Origin of the sequence: Streptomyces sp. NBC_00029 (assembly GCF_045160505.1) — a bacterium.
Taxonomy (GTDB): domain Bacteria; phylum Actinomycetota; class Actinomycetes; order Streptomycetales; family Streptomycetaceae; genus Streptomyces.
The window spans coordinates 1,053,598-1,074,177 of record NZ_CP108292.1 but is presented as its reverse complement, the minus strand read 5'-3'; the positions used below and the strand labels follow the sequence as shown (position 1 = coordinate 1,074,177).

Genomic DNA, 20,580 nt, shown 5'->3' with positions numbered 1-20,580 from the left:
CCGCCGGTTTTGGCCTCACCGGTACGGCGGGGTGTCAGCCGGGCGGGCGGCCATTACGTGCGGGCACGGGGACGGGCGGACAGACTGAGCGCATGTCCGTGAAGGCGCGACGGCCCGTGTCGGCACCTCCCAGATGGTCGTTCCTGGACAAGGCGGCGTACGTCGCGGCGCCCGGGGCCGTCGTACTCGGGCTGCTCTACTACTTCGGCAACCAGTACAACGAGGCCTACTACCGTGCGTTCGGCGTCCCGGTCAGCGACCTGCCCATCTCCGTCGAGGCCGTCCTCGCGCGCAGCCCGAAGGCCCTCTTCTTCCCGGTCTGGATGCTGCTCGTCTGCGGGCTCGTCGTCCTGCTGGTGCTCGGCTGGCTCGGGCACGCCCTGGCCCGCCCGGAGAACGAGGGGCGGCGCCGCACGGTGTACCGCGCGCTGCTGGCGGTGGGACTGCTCCTGGGGGTGGTCGGGGGCTACCCCGTGTTCTTCCGGGAAGACCTGCTCGCCTTCCTCCCCGCGGGCTGGCCACGCGGGCTGCTGCCCAGCCTCATGGTGGCCCTCGGATCCAGCCTGGCCTTCTTCGCCGTCCAGGTGCGCCTCGGGCAACACGATGCCGGGCGGCGGAACCCTCGGGTGCGCGACGCCGACCGGCTGTGGCTCGTGGCCGGGGCGTTGCTCCTGGGGATGCTGACATTGAGCCTGTTCTACGGCGTGTCCCGGTACGCGGCGATGGCGGGCGAGACGCAAGCGGTGGCTGACGCGAACGGTGGTATGAAGCAAAGCCCGGCCGTGGAGGTCCTTTCGCGCCTGCCGCTGGTCCACCACGCCAAGGATGTCGCGTTCAGGGACCTGGGTGCCCGGGCCGGGCCCTACCGATACCGGTACAGAGGCTTTCGCCTCCTGGTGAAGACCCCGACCCGCTTCTACCTCGTCCCCTACTACGGGGGGTACAAGAACACCGTGACGGTCGTGCTCCCGGACGACGACGGCACGGTCCGGGTGGAGATGAAGGGGTCTGTCAGGTGAGCTCGGGCTCGGGCGTGGGAGTCAGGGTCCCGTCGGGGGTCTCCGGGGTCCCGGTCCCGTCGGGGGTTTCCGGGGTCTCGTCGGGCTCCGGCGACGGGGGTTCGGAGGTCGTCTCCGGTGCGGCCTCGACGGCCTCACCGGTCAGGGTCACCGAGAACACGGGCCCCTCGGCGGTCGGAGCGGTGACCGTGCCCGTCCACGTGCCGGCTTCCTGGGCGGTGTGGCTGACCTGGACGCTGCACGTCTCCTGGGGCTGAAGTGTGACGCCGGTGCAGCCGTCCCCGACGATCGAAAGCTCCCCGCTGTCGGTCGTGGCCCTCAGCGGCTGGACGGTAAGGGGCACCTGCTGGTCGTTGGCGAACTCCATGGTGCCTCTGGCGGGCTCATCCAGTTGTGCCCTCGGCACGGACAGCGTCGTGCCACCGCCGGAGCCTCCGTCGGTGCCGGGGAAGACCTTGCCCAGATCCTCGTCCGCCGGCGCGGTGGGGGACGTACTGGTCTCCGTGCCGGTGGTTGCGGTGTCACGGATCTCGACGGGCTCGGAGTCGGATCCCCCGCACGCCGTGGAGGTCATGATCAGGGCTGTCAGCAGCGTCGCCGCGGCGAAGCCGCGTCTGATGTCCGGCATCACGGTGTCCGTCCCTCCGCTCAGACTCGGGTCGGCGCCCAACGTCGCACAGTGGCTCGCCGTAAGCACGGAACCGGTGCGGTGACACTGCGTAATCTCCCCGGGCGGCGGTACCGCTCGGGCGTGGACTTCCCCCTTCCCGCGCGGCCGTCGTCGCCGCGGTCCCCTCCGCCGGCCGGCCCCGCTCGCCGTGCCGGTTCGTGACCGCCGTCCTACGCTCGGGGCATGCGACGCCGCCCGATGCACATGTCTGCCGAGGCCCAGGACGCTCTGCGCACCGCGCTGGAGGAACTCCGCGCGGAGCTGAAGGTCCCCCTGAGCTTCCCCAAGCGCGTACTCAATGCGGCCGACAAGGCCAAGCGTGAGGCGCGCCTGCCCGACAAGGACGCCACCCACCTGCCGTTCTTCACGATCGATCCGCCGGCCTCCAAGGACCTCGACCAGGCCATGCACCTGGAACGGCGGCCGGGTGGCGGCTACCGCGTGTACTACGCCATCGCGGATGTGGCCACCTTCGTCAGGGCGGGCAGCCCACTGGACATCGAGGCGCACGACAGGATCGAGACGCTGTACTTCCCCGACCTCAAGGTGCCCCTGCACCCGCCCGTCCTCTCCGAGGACGCGGCCAGCCTGCTGCCGAACAAGAAACGCCCCGCCCTGTTGTGGCAGCACGACCTCGACGCCCACGGCAATCTGACCGACTCGTCCGTGAGCCGGGCCATGATCTGCAGTCGGGCCCAGTTCGATTACGCCTACGCCCAGCAGGCCATCGAGAACGGCACGGCGTCGGACTCCCTCGCCCTGCTGCGCGAGATCGGCGAGCTGCGGGAGGCGGTCGAAATCGCGCGCGGCGGCATCTCGGTGAACCTGCCGGACCAGGAGGTCATCCTCAAGGACGGATCGTTCCGGCTGCGCTACGTGGCGACGCTGCCGGTCGAGGGCTGGAACGAGCAGATCTCCCTCATGACCGGCATGTCCGCGGCCCAGATCATGCTCGACACGGGTACCGGCATCCTGCGGACCCAGAAGGAGCAGGCCGATCAGAACGTGAGCAAACGCCTGCACGACATCGCGAAGGCCCTGGGCATCGTCTGGCGGCCCGGCATCTCGTACGCCACGCTGGTCCGCAAGCTCGATCCCCGGAACCAGCAGCACATGGCCTTCCTCACCGAGGCCACGAGCACGATGCTCAAGGCGGAGTACACCGTCTTCCGCGACAACCAGAAGCCGGCGTACACGATGCACGCGGCGATGGCGGCCCCGTACGCCCACTGCACGGCTCCGCTGCGGCGCCTGGTCGACCGGTACACCAATGAGCTGTGCGTGATGGCGTGCGCGGACAAGCCCCCGCCGAACTGGGTGCTCGACGCCCTGTCCTGCATCCCGTGCGACACGGCACGGGGGAAGAGCGGCCCGGCGGACCGGCAGACCGTGGACCTGGCCGAGGCCGCGGTGCTCAAGGACCGCGTGGGCGAGGTGTTCGACGCCGCGGTCATCGACACCGACGCGGAGCGGGGCAGACCGCGCGAGGGCAAGGTGTTCCTGGCCGACCCGGCGGTGCTGGCCAAGGTCGTCTCGACCAACGGCCTGGATCTCCAGCTCGGATCCAGCGTCAGGGCCACGCTCAAGCAGGCGGACCCCGCCGCGGACGAGGACAAGGTCCTCTTCACCGTGCCCTGAGGGGCGGTTGTGCCCGGCCGCACGGAGCGGTGATCTTGGCAGGGCATCCCTCGTCCGGGTGAGAGCTCAGTGGATCGCTCGTTCACTCAGGAACCCGGAGGGCTCCGCCATGAAGTACACCGTCTCGCTTGAGATCGCCCTGCCGCGCGAGAACGTGGTCCAGCTGCTCGCCGACCCGGCGCAGATGCCGAAGTGGCTGCGGGGCCTGGTGCTGCACGAGCCGCTGAGCGGCGCGCACGGGCACGTCGGCACCACGTCGCGGGTCGTGATGCAGATGGGGCAGCGGAAGATGGAGTGCACCGAGACCATCACGCGCCGGGAACCGACAGACCTGCACGGGATCCCGAAAGGGAGCGTCGTTCACTTCGACCGCGAGATCGTCGGCGAGGGCATGTGGAGCGCCGTGCGCGACCGGCTGACCGAGGCCGGTCCGGAGACGACGCTCTGGGCGAGCGAGAACGAGTACCGGTTCAGCGGCTTGACGATGCGGCTGGTGGGGTTCCTGATGCCCGGCGCCTTCCGCAAGCAGTCGCTGCAGCACATGCGGGACTTCAAGGCGTTCGCCGAGGAGGGAAAGGACGTCCGCGAAGCGAAGCCCTGACCTGTCTGCGGAACATCGACGACGGGGCTTTCTCCGCACGAACCCGCGTCCGCGTCCGCGTCCGCGTCCGCGCCCGCGCACGCGTCGGCAGACGCGGCCCAAGCTCACCAGCGACCAGGCCGCGGTCGACGGCAACGGCGTTAAACCGTCACGCAGTTATGCCCAAAAGGTGACTTTCTGGAGTCCGAACCGGTCGGATAGCAATAGCGGGGCGCCTGGAACGGCCCGCCGATGGTCGGCGGCGATTCCCAGCGCGCCTAGGAGGAACGTCTCTGTGATCCGCACCCGGTACGCCGCCGCTCTGGCCACCATGGCCGTCACCGCCCTGGCGATCTCCGCGAGTCCCGCATCGGCGGCACCCGGTGACACGCTCACCATGTGCTCCAGCACGCTCACCCCGGACGGCTGGGTGGACACCCAGTGGTGGAACAGCGGCGGGTGCGGCTCCGGCTTCACGCCCAACACCAAGCAGATCAAGGACCTCAGAGGCTACCCGGTCGGTACCCAGGTCAACGCCTGCGCGTCCACCTGGCCGCCCGCCGGCTGGACCATCACCAACACCTACTACTCGAGCGGCTGTCGCTACTCCGCGGTCCCCAGCTTCAACCCCAACACCTGGACGCTGAAGCGCACTTCCTGACCCCGTGGGGGGTCGTGGCCCGAGCGACCCCCGGGTCCGGCCGCGGCGCCCCGTGCCCTGGCCGTGGGCGGGCCGACGGCGGTGAGCGGGTGGCGCCTCCGGCGTGTCCGCCGCCGCGGGGCGGGGCGTCCCGGTCCCGCTGCCTACCGTGGCCTCATGAGCACACGTCCAGCACCGCTGTCGGCCGGGTACGGGATCCGGCCCGCCCGGCCCGCCGAGTCCGCGGCGGTGGCCGCGCTCCTGGCCCGCGCCTTCGCCGACGATCCGGTCATGGCCTGGATGATTCCCGGCGCCGACGGGGAGCGGGAGCGCCGGATCGCCCGCTACTTCCGGCTGGCCCGGCGGCAGCAGCGGCCGCGCGCCGCCGCCGTACGCGTCGCAGCGACGGCCGAGGGACGGCTGCTGGGGGCCGCGCTGTGGTCGGGACCCGGGCGCTGGAGGACCTCCGCCGTACGGGAACTGGCGGCGCTCCCCCGGTACGCGGGCATCTTCGGCCTCCGTGGGATGCCACGGGCCGGGGAGGTCCAGGAGGTCATGCACGAGGCCCATCCGGCAGAGCCGCACTGGTACCTGCCGGCCGTGGGGACGGACCGCGGGCTCCAGGGGATGGGCGTCGGTTCGGCGCTGCTGCGCCAGCAGCTCGCCGACTGCGACCGGTTGGGGCAGCCCGCCTACCTGGAGTCCAGCAACATCACCAACGTGCCCTTCTACGAAAAGCTGGGCTTCCGCGTCACCGGTGAGCTCCTGCTGCCGAACGGCGGGCCGACCCTCTGGCCGATGTGGCGCGGCCCCGATCCCGCAGCCGGGCGCGCGCCTCGCTAGGAGGGTGTCTTCCGCCCTGGTGTCATCAACTACCGTTGGTGGGCAGGTGTGTTGAAGAAACGATCACGCTTGCGTTCCGTATAAGTGTTCTGGAAGCCTCCGCTTGACTCTCCTGTCACATGAGCAACGGAGGCAACCCCCGCATGCCCTCAAGTCGAATACGCTGCGCATGGCTCGCGACCGCCGCTACGGCAGCGCTCGCGTTCACCGGCCTCGTGGCGCCGGCCCAGGCCGAGGACCTGCCTCCGGGCCTGCCCGGCTCCTGGGTCCAGGAGCCCCGCGCGACCGGGGGCACACCCTCGTCGTTCGGCAGCCGCGCCGCGGTCACTCCCGGCGGCGCGGCCTCACCCGGCGACTTCACGCTGTCGCCCGGCGACCTGAACGCCGAGACCACCAGGCGGGTCGCCCGGCTGGACGCGGTGCTCCCCACGTCGGGCGGCGTGCAGAAGCTGCTGGCCGGGGCGAACCGCACCGTCCAGCCGTGGTGCTCCCGCGACCCCTTCGGCACCGCCTCCGACCCCGACGTCAAGTACTGCCTGCAGGACGACGACTCCGTCTCGCAGGAGTGGATCCCGCAGGGCTTCACCGGCGTCTCCGACGCCAAGGAGAACGAGCTCTGGGGCGAGGCCGGGGACATCCAGCTGTTCGCCTCCTACGACGGCTGGGACCCGGGCCGCGAGAACGGCCCGCTCCCGACGGCCGGCGACTGCACCCCGGCCGAGCTGGAGGCCAACGACGCCTGCAATCAGAAGGGCGTCCGGATCACCTTCGTGCAGAGCCGGACCAACCCGGCCACCGGCAGTCCCGAGGTCAAGTACCGGCACGTCCTGCTGGGCTGGACCTATGTGAACTCCGCCGACCACGTCTCCTTCGACGGGCTGCACTCCGCCGAGTACCCGATCCAGAAGGGCGTCCACGCCGGCGGGATCGTCTGGTACGGCAACTACCTCTACGTCGCGGACACCCGCAACGGTATGCGCGTCTTCGACATGCGCTCCATCATGGACCTCGACCCGGACGGCGACCCCCGCACGCACGACGCGATGGGGACCGACACCGACGGGGTCAGGACCACCGCCAACGTCGAGGACAGGACGAAGGTCGGCCGGCACGACAACGTCTGGTACAGCTTCGGCTACCGCTACGTCATGCCGCAGGTGGCCGCCTGGAAGTTCAAGGCGACGCAGAGCAACCCCAAGGGCTCCTACGCCTGCGTCTCGACCGGCGCCCCCAAGGCCTCCCACATCTCGCTGGACCGCAGCACCAGGCCGGACCGGCTGATCATGGGCGAGTACTGCCGCCCGGAGAGCGGCTACCCGTCCACCGGCCGCATCGCCTCGTACCCGGTCGCGGCCCTGGAGGGACGCTCCGCCGACGTCGCCGCGGAGGGCTGGGCCAACTACCTGCCGCTGGCGGGCGGCGGTGCCCAGGGCGCGGCCGTGCACGAGGGCACGCTGTACCTGAATGAGTCCAAGGGCACCGACGAGCCGGGCAACCTGTGGCGCTACACCTGGAGCGACGGCCGGCTGGTCCAGAAGGGCCAGCCCGTCAAGACCGCCCGTGGCGCCGAGGACCTCTACATCGAGCGGGGCACCGGCCGTTTGTGGTCCCTCTCCGAACACCGTCCGGGAGCGGCGTCCGACTGCACGGCAACCCGGGACACCGCCGATCCGGTGGGGACGGACTACTGCCAGCGCGTGCTCTACGGGCACAAGCTGAGCTGGCTCGACAGCCGCCCCTAGTGCTGTGACCGGGAAGGTTCGCCGGGTTGCTCGTTGTGCTGGTTGGACATGAGTTCTCCGACCAGCATGGGGAGGCGGGATGGCGCAACCGGTCCGGGTTCGCAGGCTGACCGAGCAGGAGGGGCAGAAACTGCAGCACATCGTCCGACGGGGCAGTACCAGTTCTGTGCGGTTTCGGCGGGCGATGATGCTGCTCGCTTCGGCCGGTGGCAGCAGGGTCCCGGTGATCGCACGGCTGGTCCAGGCGGACGAGGACACTGTCCGCGATGTGATCCACCGCTTCAACGAGATCGGGCTTGCATGCCTGAACCCTCAGTGGGCGGGAGGCCGTCCCCGCCTGCTCAGTCCTGACGACGAGGACTTCGTCGTCCAGACGGCCAGTGCCCGACCGGCCCAGCTCGGCAAGCCCTTCACCCGCTGGTCGATCCGCAAGCTTGTCGATCACCTGCGGCGCGACATAGCCAGGCCTGTCCGGATCGGTCGGGAGGCACTGCGGTGCTTACTTGCCTGCCGGGGGAGCACCTTCCAGCGCACGAAGACCTGGAAGGAGTCCCCGGACCTGGACTTCGACGCCAAGCTGGACCGGATCGAGTACGCGATCAACCAGCGGCCGGACCGCACGTTCGCGTTCGACGAGTTCGGCCCGCTCGGCATCCGCCCCACCGCTGGCTCCTGCTGGGCAGATCGGGGCCGGCCCGACCGCCTTCCGGCGACCTACCGCCGCACCCACGGAATCACCTACTTCCACGGCTGCTACTCCGTCGGCGACGACAAGCTCTGGGGCGTCAACCACACACGCAAGGGCATCGACCACACCTGGGCGGCCCTGAGAACGATCCGGGCCGCACGCCCGGACGGCGGACCGATCTACGTGATCCTCGACAACCTCTCCGCCCACCTGAACTGGAGAATCCGCAGGTGGGCGGCCCGGCACAAGGTCGAGCTGTGCTTCACTCCGACCTACGCGTCCTGGGTCAACCCCATCGAGGCCCACTTCGGACCCCTGTGGCAGTTCACCCTGGCCAACTCCAACCATCCACATCACACGGTCCAGACCAGGGCCCTGCACGCCTACCTGCGCTGGCGTAACCAGAACGCCCGCCACCCCGACGTCCTCGCCGCACGACGACGCGAACGCGCCCGCATCCGCAGCGAGAAAGGCATCCGCTGGGGCGGCAGACCACTACCCGCCGCGGCCTGACCACCCGACCCGGCAAACCTTCCCGGTCACAGCATGAGGCGAAGGGCCTGGATGCGACGGGTCCCGATGCGGCGCAGAATGGACGAGGGCGTTGCACATGGGCGGGAATCGCCGGTGGGCGCCCTGTTGGAGCTCAGGTCGTGCCGCCCGTCGCAGCCTCGGTCGACCCGTGACGTCGGCCGCTGCGACCGCATCCACGCGGGGAACCCCCTACGCACGGGCGACCCCACGACGCCCGACGCGCGCGCCCACGAGCGACGAAATGGGGCAATGATGAGGAAATCCCTGGTGGTCACGCTGGCGACTTCTGCAGTGGCGGTTCTGCTGGCGGGTCCCGTCACCCCCGCGTCCGCTTCCGCGTCCTGCTTCGGCACCAGCGGGAACACCTCGATCCTGTTCTACCGGACCGGTAGCGGCTCCGCCGTCACCGGAACCCTCTCCGCCGGCCACTGGGAGTCCAACGGGGAGTTCCACCTGCCGCGCGGCTACACGCACGCGGCGGCGAGCCACGATTCGCTGCTGCTGTACAACAAGATCACCGGGGCTGGGGAGGTCGGCACCTTCACCGACGGCGAGTACGCGCGCACCCGCACCTTTGGCAACTTCCCGACGGGTTGGACCCAGGTCGAGGCCTCCGGCGACTCGGTGCTCTTCTACAACGGCCAGACCGGCCACGGCATCACCGGCACCCTGCGGAACGGCAAGTACCAACAGGTGCGCACGTACGACGACTTCAAGAAGGGCTGGGTGACCATGGCCGGCTCGTGCGACACGCTGACCGCCGCGGCCCGGCCAGGGGCGGCCACCTTCTCGTGGGACAAGAGCGAGTACGGAACCCTGGAAGGCGGCGTCTACGGGCACAGGGGCAGCTTGGTGGGGGAGGACCACCTGGGCCAGCTGACCGCCACCAGGGACTCGGTGCTGTCCTGGGCGAAGGCGGGCGGGAAACTCGACTTGCGGGCGGGCACGGCGACCGACGGCTGGGTCTTCCAGTTCCGCGGGGTCGGCACCTCCGACCTCTGGGAGAAGGTGGGCCGGACCTCGGACAGCCTGCTCTTCTACAAGTCCGACGGCACCGCCTCGGCCTCGAAGCTGGTCGACGGCGACTACAAGAGCGTCGGGCCGCTGGACGACATCTCCCCCGGCTGGACCCTCATCGAGGGCGGCGTATAACCAGGGCATGGCCGCCCCCGCCCCTGGGCGTCAGGGCTTCGCCCGCCGCCGTGGCCTTCACGTAGAGCTGGGCAACGTACGGCGCTCGCCGGTCGCTCCGGCCCGGTGAGACGCGACCGCCTGGCAGGCCCCGACAGGATCCCGGTGGCGGGTAGGCGGCACCGCGTCCCGTGTCCGGCCATTCGGAATGGCGATCCCCCTGAAGTATGTGGGGCCCAGCGCGCCGAGGGCCACCCTGGCGGCGGGCATTGAACCTGCTGCGTGGCGCCCTGAAGGTGAGGGCCCCGCGGTCGGTGACTGCGGGTCCCCATGCCAGTCGAAGTCGTCACATCCGACCAGCACAACGAGCAACCCGGCAAACCTTCTCGGTCACAGCACTAGGTCCTGTCGTCAAAGTCCCGCCTGGCCCGCGGTGTCCGGCACCGCACCTCGCCGCGTTGTCGGACCGCCCGAGTACGTCCAGTACTCGGGCGCCCCTCCGCCTTGCGATGCACGGCGCCGGACACCGCGGGCCCGACCGGCGCTACTTCGACGACAGGACCCAGGGTCAGGGCCGCAGGCCGGCCCGCCTGAGTGCGACCGCGGAGAGGGCGCCGATGACCTGCTCGTCCCCCCGGCGCCACGCGTCGGCGAGACCGCCAGGAGGGGTCGGGAGCGCGGCGAGGTCGCGCACCGGGCCGGTGAGGGCGCGCAGGGCGAGCAGGTCCGCGCCCCCCGGCGCGTCGCAGAGGCGCCGCAGGGTGGTGCTGCGGCGGATCCAGCGCAGCCGTGCGGGCAGCCACAGCAGCAGAACGACGGTCACCGGGAGGACGATCAGAGCCAGCGCGGTCAGGTTGGCCACCTGGCTGACGGCGTCCTGGAGCGACTGGCCGGCGTCGGCGAACCCGGTACTGGCGTCGGCCGCGGAGTGGAGCGGCTTCTTCAGGAGATCGCCGACGAACGGCACGTTCGAGGCCGCGTCACCGGCGTTCTCGAGCTCGTTGGCGAGGCTGTCGCCCGAGCTCTCGACCCTCCGGCCCGGTTCGGCCAGCAGCATGATCGCGTCGTGGACGGCGAGGGCGAACCACACCGCGGCGGCCACCAGGAACACGGCGATCAGATCCGCGAGCACCTGGCGGTTCCGACGTGCTGGCGTCTGGGCGTAGAGGCGCATCGGCGGGCTCCCGTTCGGGTCAGGACGTCGAGGAGGACCGGCCCCCGCCGGGTGAGGCCCGGCGGGGGCCGGCCGTTCGACCGTACCGCCGGACCCGGCTCGTCCACCGGCCTTCCGGACGAACGTTCCCGGCACGACGCCTGGTCGGCGCACCGGGGCCGGCGGACCGGTCATCGACCGACCGACCGACCGACCGGACCGGCCGGACCGGCCCATCGGCTAGGCGAGGTCGAACCGGTCGAGGTTCATCACCTTGTCCCAGGCGGTGACGAAGTCGCGCACGAACTTCTCTCCCGCGTCCTTCGAGGCGTAGACCTCCGACAGCGCCCGGAGCTGGGCGTGGGAACCGAAGACGAGGTCGACCGCGGTGGCCGTCCACTTAACCTTGCCCGTGGCGTGATCGCGGCCCTCGAACACGTTCTCCGCCGAGTCCGACGCCTTCCACTCCGTGCCCATGTCGAGCAGGTTCACGAAGAAGTCGTTCGTCAGCACCCCCGGGCGCTGTGTGAAGACGCCGTGCTGGGCCTGCCCGTGACCGGTGTTCATGGCCCGCATGCCGCCGACGAGAACCGTCATCTCCGGTGCGGTCAGGGTCAGCAGGCAGGCTCGGTCCAGCAGCCGGGACTCCGGTGACAGCTTCTCTCCGGCCTGGAGGTAGTTGCGGAACCCGTCCGCCTTGGGCTCGAGTACGGCGAACGCCTCCACGTCGGTCTGCTCCTGCGAGGCGTCCGTACGCCCCGGTGCGAACGGGACCTTGATGTCGTGACCGGCGCTCTTCGCAGCCTGCTCGACGGCAGCACACCCGCCCAGCACGATCAGGTCGGCGAGGGAGACCTTCGTCCCGCCGGACTGCGCCCGGTTGAAGTCCTGCTGGATCTGCTCGAGCGACTGCAACACCGCAGCCACCTCGGGCAGGTCGTTGACCGCCCAGTCCTTCTGCGGCGCGAGCCGGATCCGGGCCCCGTTGGCCCCGCCCCGCTTGTCGGTGCCCCGGAAGCTCGACGCCGATGCCCAGGCGGTGGTGACCAGCTGGGGGACGGACAGCCCGGCGGCGAGGATCGTCGCCTTGAGGGAGGCGACGTCCTCGTCCGAGACCAGCGTGTGGTCGACCTCGGGGATGGGGTCCTGCCACAGCTGCGGTTCGGGGACCCACGGGCCGAGGTAACGGGAGACCGGGCCCATGTCGCGGTGCAACAGCTTGTACCAGGCCTTGGCGAACGCCTCGGCGAGCTCGTCCGGGTTCTCGTGGAAGCGCTTCGCGATCGGCCCGTAGACCGGATCCATGCGCAGCGCGAGGTCCGTCGTCAGCATCATCGGCGCGTGCTTCTTCGACGGATCATGGGCGTCCGGCACCGTGCCCTGGGCAGCGGGGTCGACGGGAGTCCACTGCTGCGCACCGGCCGGACTGGTCGTCAGCTCCCATTCGTAGCCGAACAGGTTGTCCAGGTAGCCGTTGTCCCACTTCGTGGGCGCGGAGGTCCAGGCGCCCTCGAGCCCACTGGTGACCGCGTCGACGCCCTTGCCGCTGCCGTAGGTGTTCTTCCAGCCGATGGCCTGCTGCTCGACGGGACAGGCCTCGGGCTCGGGACCGATGTATTCGGCACCGACCGCACCGTGGCACTTGCCGAACGTGTGGCCGCCGATGATGAGCGCGGCCGTTTCCTCGTCGTTCATGGCCATGCGGGCGAACGTCTCGCGAATGTCCCGGGCGGCGGCGATCGGGTTCGGATCCCCGTTGGGACCTTCCGGATTGACGTAGATCAGCCCCATCTGAACGGCGCCGAAAGGCCCGGTGAGTTCCCTGTCGCCGCTGTAGCGCTCATCTCCGAGCCAGGTGTCCTCCGGACCCCAGAAAATCTCCTCGGGCTCCCAGATGTCCTCGCGCCCGAAAGCGAATCCGAAAGTCTTGAACCCCATCGATTCCATGGCGCAGTTGCCGGCGAACACCAGGAGGTCGGCCCATGAGATCTTCCGGCCGTATTTCTGCTTGACCGGCCAGAGCAGACGGCGCGCCTTGTCGAGGCTCGCATTGTCCGGCCAGCTGTTGAGGGGAGCGAATCGCTGGGCGCCGGCTCCGCCGCCACCGCGGCCGTCGGCGATCCGGTACGTGCCCGCGGCGTGCCAGCTCATCCGGATGAAGAGCGGCCCGTAGTGGCCGTAGTCCGCGGGCCACCAGTCCTGCGAGGCCGTCATCACCTCGAAGACGTCCTGCTTCAGGGCGTCGAGGTCCAGGGTCGCGAGCTCTTCCGCGTAGCTGAAGCCCTCGTCCATCGGGTCGGCCAGAGGCGATCGCTGGTGCAGAACCTGAAGGTCCAGCTGATTGGGCCACCAGTCCCGATTCGACCGGGGGCGAGTCGGCGCAGGGGTCGGGGCAGGAATTACTGGGTTCTCGCTGTCGCTGCCGGACACGTCCGTCCTTCTTCCTGTGTCGATTCTTCCATCTGCCGGATGCAAGTGCGTTCGTCTTCTCGGTGCGTCCGTATGGTCGCGCACCGGAGGGCTCGCGGCCACGAGAACACGCAGGGCGCTTCCGCCCAAGAAGCGGGGTCGTGGGCCGACGGCCGATATTTCGGTGACATCTTCAGATGATCGTGAGCGGCCTGCCGGTGAAGGAATGCCCGATGCTGTTCCGGGCGGGCCCGGACCGATCTCGCTAAGGTTTCCCGGTCCCCGCGAATTCGAAAGGTGAGCCGATATGAGCGAGCTGCTGGTGCGGCTGCGAGGGCGCGGCTGGCGGATGACGTCCCAGCGGCGTGTCGTCGTGGAGGTCCTCGCCGGCGATCACGTGCACCTCACCGCCGACGAGGTGCACGCCCGCGCGGCCGAGCGCCTGCCCGAGATCGCCCGGGCGACCGTCTACAACACCCTGGCCGAGCTGGTATCGATCGGTGAGGTTGCGGAGGTCTGCGTACAGGGCCGCGCGAAGCGCTTCGACCCCAACACCCGTCACCCGCACCAGCACCTGGTGTGTTCCGGCTGCGGCATCATCCGCGACGTCCGCACCACCGCCGCGCCGGCCGACCTGCCGATGGAGGAGCGGTTCGGCTACACCGTGTCCGAGGTCGAGGTCACCTACCGGGGCCTGTGCCCCTCCTGCGCGCCGTCCCTGCGGGAAGCAGCTCGGGCGCAGGTGCCCACAGCCCATCCGTCCCGGAGGCCGTGAGCTCCCGCGGGGGAGGCGCCGGCCGTCCCGCGTCCTCGCGCATGCCCCCCCCGGGTGGGCCGGCCCGCCCCGGGCCGACGGCGTGCCGAGACGCCGCCGGTGGGGCCCGCTTTGGGATCGAATTTGAGCCAAACCCGACCAGAGGGATCGTTTCTTTTTGCATAATCCTGTTCTGATCGTGGCCGAAGGCAACCGTGTGGGGTTGCAGATCGGTCGCAGCGGGAAGGGTTGATGCGCCAAATGGCGAGAACTGTTCGATGACATCCGTCCCCGTGGCAGCAGCGGATGGCCGCACCCCGGCACCGAGCCGGTCGGTCCGCCCACCCCCGAATGTGCAGCGCGTCCACGTCCTTGCCTGTCGCAGTGCGTCTCCGACAGGCCGTTCACGCCCCTGACCTGGGGTTGCCTCCGAAGGGCAGCCCGCTCGCGCTCGTGGTCCGCACACCGATGTGCGCCGAAAGGGAGGTAGGGATCCCATGACAGTGACAGTGACAGTGCAGGACATCGAACTTCCCAAGCTGCGGATGCCGTACCCGGTGCGGCTGAATCCTTACCTGCCGGTCCTGCGCGAGGAGACCGAGACGTGGGCGCGCGAGATGGGCATGCTGGCCGGCGACGCCGCGCCGTCCGCCGCGCCGATATGGACCCGGTCCCAGTTCCGGGCCATGGCCGTCGACCAGCTGACCGCATGGACGCTCCCCGACGCCTCGCTCGTCGGGCTCCGGCTCAATCACCGGTTCAACCTCTGGGCCCTGGCCTGGGACGACTACTTCGCCTCCGCCTTCAAACAGACGGGCGACCTCGCGGGCGCGCAGGCCTTCACCGCACGTCTCCACGTCTTCCTGTCCCCTGAGCCGGGCACCCGGCTGCCGGAACCGGCCAATGCCGTCGAGAAGGGAATGGCCGACCTCCAGCAACGCCTGTTCCCGCCGGCGCTCGCGCACTGGCGGCAGGGGCTCAACCGGGCGCTGGCACGCTACATCGACGCCGGAGTCCAGGAACTGGTCAACAGCCGCTCCGGCCGCGTCCCCGACCTCATCGAGTACGCCCAGTTCCGCCGGGAGAGCTTCGCCGCGTACACCGCCCCCTACTCCGTCGAACTCGCCACCGGCGCCCGGATCCCCGAGCAGATCCGGCACAGCCGGACCGTCGGCGCTCTCCTCGACGCCTTCATGGACTACATGGGCCTGGCGAACGACATCGCCTCCTACCACCGGGAGGTCCACGACGAGTACGACGTCAACAACCTCGTTGTCGTCCTCGAGACGTCCCTGGGCCTGAGCGTCCAGGAGGCGATGGACGCCGCCGCGGACCTGGTCACGGCCCGGCTGCGCCACTTCGAGCACCTCATAGAGAGCGAACTGCCCCCGCTCGTCAGGAGATCCGGACTGGACCACGGCGAACAGATCGAGCTGGAGGCGTGGATCAACGGAGCCTGGAGCTTCCTGTCCGGCCTCCACGCCTGGTACACCGGGGCACCCCGCTACGCCCCCGCGAGCGGTTCCGTCCCCAAGCAACGGACGGCGGGCGCCACGGTGCCCGCCCGCGAGCCCTGCCCCTCGGCCACGTAGGGCCGGCACCGCGCACCGGGTGGGGGACACGACGAGGGGCCGGCGGACGATACCGTCCGCCGGCCCCTCGTCGTGGGCCCGACGCAGATGCGCCGTACCGGGCCTATCGCATCCGCAGGAACCGCTTCAGCCGCGCCCGCCACGAGATCCGCGGTACGGAGTCCGGCATGCGCGGTGCCATCGGCATCCCGGTGGTCGGTGCGGGCGGCGCCGGCAGGGGCGTCGCCCGCAGCTCACGGGCTTCACGAGGACGGGCGGCGAACTTCACGGGCAGCGCCGTCAGATGGCGGGCCCACGTCGAGGAACGCCAGGTGAGATCGGATTCGGGGACGGCCAGGCTGATGTCGGGCAGCCGGGTGAGCAGGATGTCGATGCCCGTGTCGGCGATGACACGCCCGATGTCCTGGCCGGGGCACTCGTGGGCGCCCGCGCTGAAGGACAGGTGCGCGCGGTTGTGGTGCACGCGGGTCGTGGGGTCCTGGCGGACCGCCTGGTCGACGTTGCCGGCGGCCAGGCCGAGCAGCAGCATGTCGCCCGCCTTGATCTCCTGCCCGCCGAGCGTGGTGTCTCCGGTGGCCCAGCGGCCCGGACACACCATCAGCGGCGGTTCGTCCCACAGCACCTGCTCCACCGCCTCGGGCAGGGTCATCTGGCCACCGGCCAGCGATCCGCGGAACCGCGGATCGGTGACCGACATCCGCAGCACGTTGGCCATGAGGTTGGCGGTCGTCTCATAGCCTGCGAGCAGGATGAGGCGCAGGTGGTGCTGCACCTCCTCGTCACTGAGACCGGCCGGGTGGGCCATCAGTACGGATGCGATGTCCTGCCCGGGCAGGACCCGCTTGGCAGCGACGAGCTGCTTGAGGGTCTCCAGCACGTAGGCGTTGCTGGCGAGGGACGTCTCGGTGGCCTTGAAGAGGTCCCGGGCGGCATGGACGAGCTTGGGAGCGTCCTCGTCCCGCATGCCGAGCAGGTTGGTGAGTACGAGCATCGGCAGGGGCTCGGCGAACTCACCGACCAGCTCCGTCCGGCCCTTCTCGCTGAACTCGTCGATCAACTGGTGTGCGAAACGGGTGATGTGACGGCGGACGCCGCGCTGGTCGAACTGATTGAGTCCGGCCGTGACGGCGCCGCGCAGGCGCTGGTGCTCCTCGCCGTCCGCGCACACGCAGTCGGGACGCCAGCCGATCATCGGCACGAGCGGCGAGGTCTCCGGGTCGATCTCGCCGCTCCTCCAGCCGTGCCAGGTGCGGGGGTCGCGGGAGAACTGGGTGGAGCGGGTGGCCACGTCACGGTTCTCGAGGTATCCGAGGACGAGCCACGCACGTACGTCCCCTTCGAGCAGGACGGGCGCCACCGGACCGTGCTCGGCCCTCAGCTTCTCGTACAGGCCCATGGGGTCGGTCTCGGCAGCGGCGCCGTGGAGCCGGGTCACTCCTGCGGCGCCCGTGGCGGCGTGGGCCGGGCAGCCCGGGGGAGGGGCGAGCCGCGGATCGGTCGCGGCGCGGTCGGTGGGCGGGACGGTCATGCGGACTCCTGGGCGGCGGCGAGGGTGCACAGGTAACCCATCAGCGAGAGCAGGGCGTCGCGGCAGGACGACCGGTCGCGCGCGTCGCAGGCGACGATGGGTACGGATTCGTTGAGGTCCAGAGCGGAGCGCAGGGCTGCCATCGGGTGCTGCGGGGCCTCGGGGAAGGAGTTGACGGCCACGACGAAGGGGACGCGGCGGTCTTCCAGTCGGGTGATGATCTCGAAGCAGACTTCGATCCTGCGGGTGTCGACGAGGACCACGGCGCCGAGCGCGCCTTCGAAGATGCCGTTCCACAGGAACCAGAAGCGCTCCTGGCCCGGCGTCCCGAAGAGATAGAGGATCAGTTCCTCGTTGATGCTGATGCGGCCGAAGTCCATGGCGACGGTGGTGGTGTTCTTGCCCTCGGCACCGGGATTGTTGTCGATCCCGACGCCGGCCTGCGTCATGGTCTCTTCGGTGGTCAGGGGAGCGATCTCGCTCACCGCCCCGACCATCGTGGTCTTGCCGACCCCGAAGCCGCCGACGATCACCACCTTGACCCCCCTGGCGCCGTGCGGCAGCAGCACGTCGGTGCCGCTGGGGCCGGCGGCGGGTTGGTCAGAGATTGCGTAGTCCATGGATCACCGCCTCCAGAAGGCCGAGTTCGGGGACCGCGGAGACGGGAACGGGGGCGATCGCCTCGACCCGCCCGTCCTCGACGAGCTGGGAGAGCAGGGCCGTGAGCACGCTGAACGGCAGGCTGAGATACGCGGATATCTCGGCCACCGACAACGGGTACTGGCACATGGCCAGGATCGACGCCTGCTCGGGCTGCATCGCGGGTTCGGGTGCGGACCTCGATGTGATGAGGGTGACCAGGTCGAAGGCCTTCGCCGAGGAACCGGGACCACCGGAGATGACGTAAAGGGGTACGGGACTGCCTTCGTCCCATGCGCCGTGGTGCTCTGATGTCACATCGCCTGCCCGACGTCATCCCGAGGCGGGCTTGTCATGTGCTGGCCGATCCTGAACACGAGCGTACGCATCCGATCGCCCAGCAGCCCCGCATCCACCTCCTCATCGGCCAGTACCGCGAGGTAGGCCCCGGGTCCGGCCGCCATCAGGGAGAAGTACCCGCCGTCGACCTCGATCCCGACCATGCGCGTCGAGCCGTTTCCGTGCGGGAACTTCTGCGCGATGGCCTTCGCCAGGCTCTGCATTCCCGAGCAGGCGGCGGCGATCGCGTCAGCGGTGTCGGTCTCCGTGTTCGCTTGACCGATGCACAGACCGTCCGACGAAAGCACGACCACGTGTCGTACGTAAGGGACGCTGGACGCGAGCTCCTTGAGCATCCAGTCCATGTTGGGCAGTGGCGTCACGGTTACTCATCCTCATCTGATGACTCGATGGACTGGAGGGAGGGGCCGGTACCGGATCTCTTCTCGCCGCTGAACGCCTCCCACATCAGGCCCGGCTGCCGGGCCGCGCTCCCGGGCTTCGAGGGGAAGGCGGTCGGGGCGACGGGGGGCTGGGGGGCCGTGCGGACGACGGGCGTCGGGACGGGCGATTCCCGTCGCCGCTGCGGCAGCCCGTTCGCGGTCTGCCCGACCTCGACGGAATCTCCTGCGGTCTCCCGCACCATCGTCGGCCTCGGCAGGATCGGAGCGCCCGTGCGCCTCGGCGCGAACGGCTGGACTTTCTGGGGCTGTTGCTCGACGGTGGTGATCAGGCGTCGCGGCACGAGCACCACGGCCCGTACGCCGCCGTATGCGGAGGGGCGCAGATCGACCTCGAGGCCGTTCTCGCGGGCCAGCCGGCTGACGACGGGCAGGCCGAGCTGGGTCGCCTCGCCCAGGTCGGACAGGTCCAGGCTGGAGGACCCCTGTGCCATCACGCGGTCGATGCGCTGCCGGACCTCTTCGGTGAGCCCCACCCCGCGGTCCTCGATCTCGATGGCGATGCCGGACGGCACCTCGCTCGCGCTCACCTCGACCGGGGTGTGCGGAGGCGAGAAGGTGGTGGCGTTGTCGAGGAGTTCGGCCAGCAGGTGGATGAGGGGCTCGGCCCCCTGGCCGATGACGGCGACCTCCGTGACCGACTGCAGCTTGACGCGGGGGTAGTCCACGATGCGCGACATGGCGCCCCGTACGACGTCGTAGAGCGGGATCGCCTTCGACCACTGACGGCCGGGCCGTGCGTCGCCCAGGACCGCGACACTGGCCGCGAGGCGCCCGATCAGGGCGTTGCGGTGGTCGATGGCCTGCAGACCGTGGGAGACGACGATGTCCGTCCCGTGCAGGATCTGCATGTCACGGAGGTCCTTGGCGAGCTGGTGGACGATCGCCTGGACGCGGCGCGCGATCGCCACCAGGGCCCGCTGGGAGGAGTCGCGCGTCTGCTCCTCGGCCTCGACCGCTTCCAGGAGCGTGCGCAGAGCCGCGCGGAGGGCTTCGGCGAACTCGATGTCGAGGTGGTCCCCGAACGTGACGGCCTGCAGGATCTCCGAGGCAGGGTCACCCTTCTGCATCCGGGCGACGGCCGCGGGGAGCAGCTCCTCCGCGAGCCATACCGTGGTGGCCCGCTGGTCCGACAGGCGTCCGAACAGCGCTGCTTCGCGTTGCGCGTAGTACTGGTGGACATCGGCAGTCACCCGCGCGTGCCGGGCCTGCTCCGCCGCGCGCGCCCGGCGTGCCGTCTCGGCCGAGGTGATGGCAGTCAGGACGACCGCGACGAGACCGCACCAGGCAACCGGCGTACGTATCTGCGCGGGGACGAAGATCAGCGCTATGCCGCATGCACCGGCCAGAAGGCCGGGAGGGATGAGCCATGCCGGAGCCATTGCACGTGGCAGGCCTCCAGGGGTTGAACCGGTACGAACCATCGAGGGGTCCCTAAACAGTCTGGATTGAGTGGACTGGGGGTGGTGCGGCGCGGTGACGGGAGCGGACGGGGCATCGCCCGGCCGGGCGCGAGTGAGGTCATGGGTGCCCCCGACAGGTCGGTTCGAGATCGCATCGGTGGTCACGCCTCCCTGCGGCCGGGCTCTCCATCCGCGCGCGACACTGCTTCGCTCACTCACCGTGAGTGCGGCGCAACACGCAGGGGAGAATAGTCAGTTCGGGTACACCATGTGACCTTGCAGTAACGGGAACCGCCACGTTGACCGACCTGGGCCCAGAATTGATCGATCTCTGTCAGGACGCATACGGGTGAACGCATGGAATCGACCGGATCTGGCAGCCTGCCGGCCGCGGCTCCGCGCCCCCGGCGTCGGCCGCCTCCTTCGGCGGGGCGTCCACGTGCCGGGTCCGTCGGCGCGGGTGCCGGCCCGGGCGTGTGCTCTCGTCATCGGCCGGAACGCGAGCGGGCCGGACGCGGTGGGCGGAGGGGGCGGCAGGGCGGGCGCTGGGCGCGGCGCCGGCCGGGGGCCGTGCGGCACATGGTCAACGACCCGCCGTCGCGGTTCCCCCGTTGGGGCGACAACCGCCAACTCCCGTTGACGGCTGTGCTCATCGGCGCCCGCGCGGTCAGGCCAGGGTGACGTCTGCGCCGTACGCGGCCGTGTCCCGGTAAGGGGCGTACGGAGCTCGGTGGTGGTTCCGGAAGCCCTGTCCGCGAGCGCGGCGTTGCGCTCGGCCGGGGCCTTCGCGAACGCGCCCGTCGGCCCGGGAAAACGC

Annotated in this window: 18 protein-coding genes; 10 read left to right on the top strand and 8 right to left on the bottom strand. The window is 70.2% G+C overall.

The features are described 5' to 3' along the window. Nucleotides 1-92: 92 nt before the first annotated feature. Nucleotides 93-1,019: a hypothetical protein gene (locus OG753_RS05335; protein WP_327260625.1), complete on the top strand. Its 927-nt coding sequence runs from the start codon at nucleotides 93-95 to the stop codon at nucleotides 1,017-1,019. Here the strand turns inward: OG753_RS05335 and OG753_RS05330 are convergent. Then, nucleotides 1,012-1,647, bottom strand: a complete 636-nt coding sequence (locus OG753_RS05330; protein WP_405787357.1) for a hypothetical protein — start codon at nucleotides 1,645-1,647, stop codon at nucleotides 1,012-1,014. The genes OG753_RS05335 and OG753_RS05330 overlap by 8 nt on opposite strands. Before the next feature lie 225 nt (nucleotides 1,648-1,872). Here OG753_RS05330 and OG753_RS05325 point away from each other — a divergent pair, with 225 nt between their 5' ends. The 7 genes from OG753_RS05325 to OG753_RS05295 all read left to right on the top strand — a co-directional run bounded on the left by OG753_RS05325 (nucleotide 1,873) and on the right by OG753_RS05295 (nucleotide 9,506). Beyond that, nucleotides 1,873-3,327, top strand: a complete 1,455-nt coding sequence (locus OG753_RS05325; protein ID WP_327260623.1) for an RNB domain-containing ribonuclease — start codon at nucleotides 1,873-1,875, stop codon at nucleotides 3,325-3,327. A 109-nt stretch (nucleotides 3,328-3,436) separates the two neighbouring features. Further along, nucleotides 3,437-3,928, top strand: a complete 492-nt coding sequence (locus OG753_RS05320) for an SRPBCC family protein (RefSeq protein WP_405787355.1) — start codon at nucleotides 3,437-3,439, stop codon at nucleotides 3,926-3,928. A gap of 274 nt (nucleotides 3,929-4,202) precedes the next feature. Beyond that, entirely contained in the window at nucleotides 4,203-4,568 is a 366-nt protein-coding gene (locus tag OG753_RS05315) for a hypothetical protein (RefSeq protein ID WP_327260621.1), read from the top strand. A 156-nt stretch (nucleotides 4,569-4,724) separates the two neighbouring features. After that, nucleotides 4,725-5,390, top strand: a complete 666-nt coding sequence (locus OG753_RS05310) for a GNAT family N-acetyltransferase (protein WP_405787353.1) — start codon at nucleotides 4,725-4,727, stop codon at nucleotides 5,388-5,390. Nucleotides 5,391-5,533: 143 nt separating this feature from the next. Beyond that, nucleotides 5,534-7,132 carry a hypothetical protein gene (locus OG753_RS05305; RefSeq protein ID WP_405787351.1) on the top strand — a complete coding sequence of 533 codons (1,599 nt, stop codon included), beginning with the start codon at nucleotides 5,534-5,536 and terminating at the stop codon, nucleotides 7,130-7,132. Between the two features lie 79 nt (nucleotides 7,133-7,211). Further along, nucleotides 7,212-8,333 carry an IS630 family transposase gene (locus OG753_RS05300; protein ID WP_405787349.1) on the top strand — a complete coding sequence of 374 codons (1,122 nt, stop codon included), beginning with the start codon at nucleotides 7,212-7,214 and terminating at the stop codon, nucleotides 8,331-8,333. Nucleotides 8,334-8,606: 273 nt separating this feature from the next. Then, nucleotides 8,607-9,506, top strand: coding sequence for a hypothetical protein (locus OG753_RS05295; protein WP_405787348.1), 900 nt, complete (start codon nucleotides 8,607-8,609; stop codon nucleotides 9,504-9,506). 547 nt (nucleotides 9,507-10,053) lie between these two features. On the opposite strand, the gene OG753_RS05290 is transcribed toward OG753_RS05295, so the two are convergent. After that, nucleotides 10,054-10,659, bottom strand: a complete 606-nt coding sequence (locus tag OG753_RS05290; RefSeq protein WP_327260618.1) for a hypothetical protein — start codon at nucleotides 10,657-10,659, stop codon at nucleotides 10,054-10,056. Between the two features lie 219 nt (nucleotides 10,660-10,878). Then, the gene (gene katG, locus OG753_RS05285) at nucleotides 10,879-13,068 is read right to left on the bottom strand and encodes a catalase/peroxidase HPI (RefSeq protein ID WP_405787346.1); all 2,190 of its coding nucleotides are present in this window, start codon (nucleotides 13,066-13,068) and stop codon (nucleotides 10,879-10,881) included. A 286-nt stretch (nucleotides 13,069-13,354) separates the two neighbouring features. Between katG and OG753_RS05280 the strand changes: the two genes are divergently transcribed. Both OG753_RS05280 and OG753_RS05275 read left to right on the top strand, forming a co-directional pair. Next, nucleotides 13,355-13,822 (top strand): transcriptional repressor, encoded by a 468-nt coding sequence (locus OG753_RS05280; protein ID WP_327260616.1) that lies wholly within the window; start codon nucleotides 13,355-13,357, stop codon nucleotides 13,820-13,822. Between the two features lie 476 nt (nucleotides 13,823-14,298). Next, nucleotides 14,299-15,393, top strand: a complete 1,095-nt coding sequence (locus OG753_RS05275) for a hypothetical protein (RefSeq protein ID WP_405787345.1) — start codon at nucleotides 14,299-14,301, stop codon at nucleotides 15,391-15,393. Between the two features lie 103 nt (nucleotides 15,394-15,496). On the opposite strand, the gene OG753_RS05270 is transcribed toward OG753_RS05275, so the two are convergent. Genes OG753_RS05270 through OG753_RS05250 form a run of 5 tightly spaced genes read right to left on the bottom strand, consistent with a single transcriptional unit; the run spans nucleotide 15,497 to nucleotide 19,742 of the window. Beyond that, nucleotides 15,497-16,921 (bottom strand): cytochrome P450, encoded by a 1,425-nt coding sequence (locus OG753_RS05270; protein ID WP_405787343.1) that lies wholly within the window; start codon nucleotides 16,919-16,921, stop codon nucleotides 15,497-15,499. After that, nucleotides 16,918-17,541: an ATP/GTP-binding protein gene (locus OG753_RS05265; protein WP_327260613.1), complete on the bottom strand. Its 624-nt coding sequence runs from the start codon at nucleotides 17,539-17,541 to the stop codon at nucleotides 16,918-16,920. The genes OG753_RS05270 and OG753_RS05265 overlap by 4 nt, the downstream gene beginning before the upstream one ends. Next, the gene (locus OG753_RS05260) at nucleotides 17,522-17,878 is read right to left on the bottom strand and encodes a DUF742 domain-containing protein (protein WP_327260612.1); all 357 of its coding nucleotides are present in this window, start codon (nucleotides 17,876-17,878) and stop codon (nucleotides 17,522-17,524) included. Before OG753_RS05260 ends, OG753_RS05265 begins: the two co-directional genes overlap by 20 nt. Beyond that, nucleotides 17,875-18,264, bottom strand: a complete 390-nt coding sequence (locus OG753_RS05255) for a roadblock/LC7 domain-containing protein (RefSeq protein WP_327266643.1) — start codon at nucleotides 18,262-18,264, stop codon at nucleotides 17,875-17,877. Before OG753_RS05255 ends, OG753_RS05260 begins: the two co-directional genes overlap by 4 nt. Nucleotides 18,265-18,284: 20 nt before the next feature. Then, nucleotides 18,285-19,742, bottom strand: a complete 1,458-nt coding sequence (locus tag OG753_RS05250; RefSeq protein ID WP_327260611.1) for an ATP-binding protein — start codon at nucleotides 19,740-19,742, stop codon at nucleotides 18,285-18,287. Nucleotides 19,743-20,580: the final 838 nt, after the last annotated feature.

Excerpts from the sequence above, each read along its gene's own strand:
- OG753_RS05335 (WP_327260625.1), top strand. The coding sequence starts at position 93 with ATGTCCGTGAAGGCGCGACGGCCCGTGTCGGCACCTCCCAGATGGTCG.
- OG753_RS05330 (WP_405787357.1), bottom strand. The coding sequence starts at position 1,647 with ATGCCGGACATCAGACGCGGCTTCGCCGCGGCGACGCTGCTGACAGCC.
- OG753_RS05325 (WP_327260623.1), top strand. The coding sequence starts at position 1,873 with ATGCGACGCCGCCCGATGCACATGTCTGCCGAGGCCCAGGACGCTCTG.
- OG753_RS05320 (WP_405787355.1), top strand. The coding sequence starts at position 3,437 with ATGAAGTACACCGTCTCGCTTGAGATCGCCCTGCCGCGCGAGAACGTG.
- OG753_RS05310 (WP_405787353.1), top strand. The coding sequence starts at position 4,725 with ATGAGCACACGTCCAGCACCGCTGTCGGCCGGGTACGGGATCCGGCCC.
- OG753_RS05305 (WP_405787351.1), top strand. The coding sequence starts at position 5,534 with ATGCCCTCAAGTCGAATACGCTGCGCATGGCTCGCGACCGCCGCTACG.
- OG753_RS05300 (WP_405787349.1), top strand. The coding sequence starts at position 7,212 with ATGGCGCAACCGGTCCGGGTTCGCAGGCTGACCGAGCAGGAGGGGCAG.
- OG753_RS05295 (WP_405787348.1), top strand. The coding sequence starts at position 8,607 with ATGAGGAAATCCCTGGTGGTCACGCTGGCGACTTCTGCAGTGGCGGTT.
- OG753_RS05290 (WP_327260618.1), bottom strand. The coding sequence starts at position 10,659 with ATGCGCCTCTACGCCCAGACGCCAGCACGTCGGAACCGCCAGGTGCTC.
- OG753_RS05280 (WP_327260616.1), top strand. The coding sequence starts at position 13,355 with ATGAGCGAGCTGCTGGTGCGGCTGCGAGGGCGCGGCTGGCGGATGACG.
- OG753_RS05275 (WP_405787345.1), top strand. The coding sequence starts at position 14,299 with ATGACAGTGACAGTGACAGTGCAGGACATCGAACTTCCCAAGCTGCGG.
- OG753_RS05270 (WP_405787343.1), bottom strand. The coding sequence starts at position 16,921 with ATGACCGTCCCGCCCACCGACCGCGCCGCGACCGATCCGCGGCTCGCC.
- OG753_RS05265 (WP_327260613.1), bottom strand. The coding sequence starts at position 17,541 with ATGGACTACGCAATCTCTGACCAACCCGCCGCCGGCCCCAGCGGCACC.
- OG753_RS05255 (WP_327266643.1), bottom strand. The coding sequence starts at position 18,264 with ATGGACTGGATGCTCAAGGAGCTCGCGTCCAGCGTCCCTTACGTACGA.
- OG753_RS05250 (WP_327260611.1), bottom strand. The coding sequence starts at position 19,742 with ATGGCTCCGGCATGGCTCATCCCTCCCGGCCTTCTGGCCGGTGCATGC.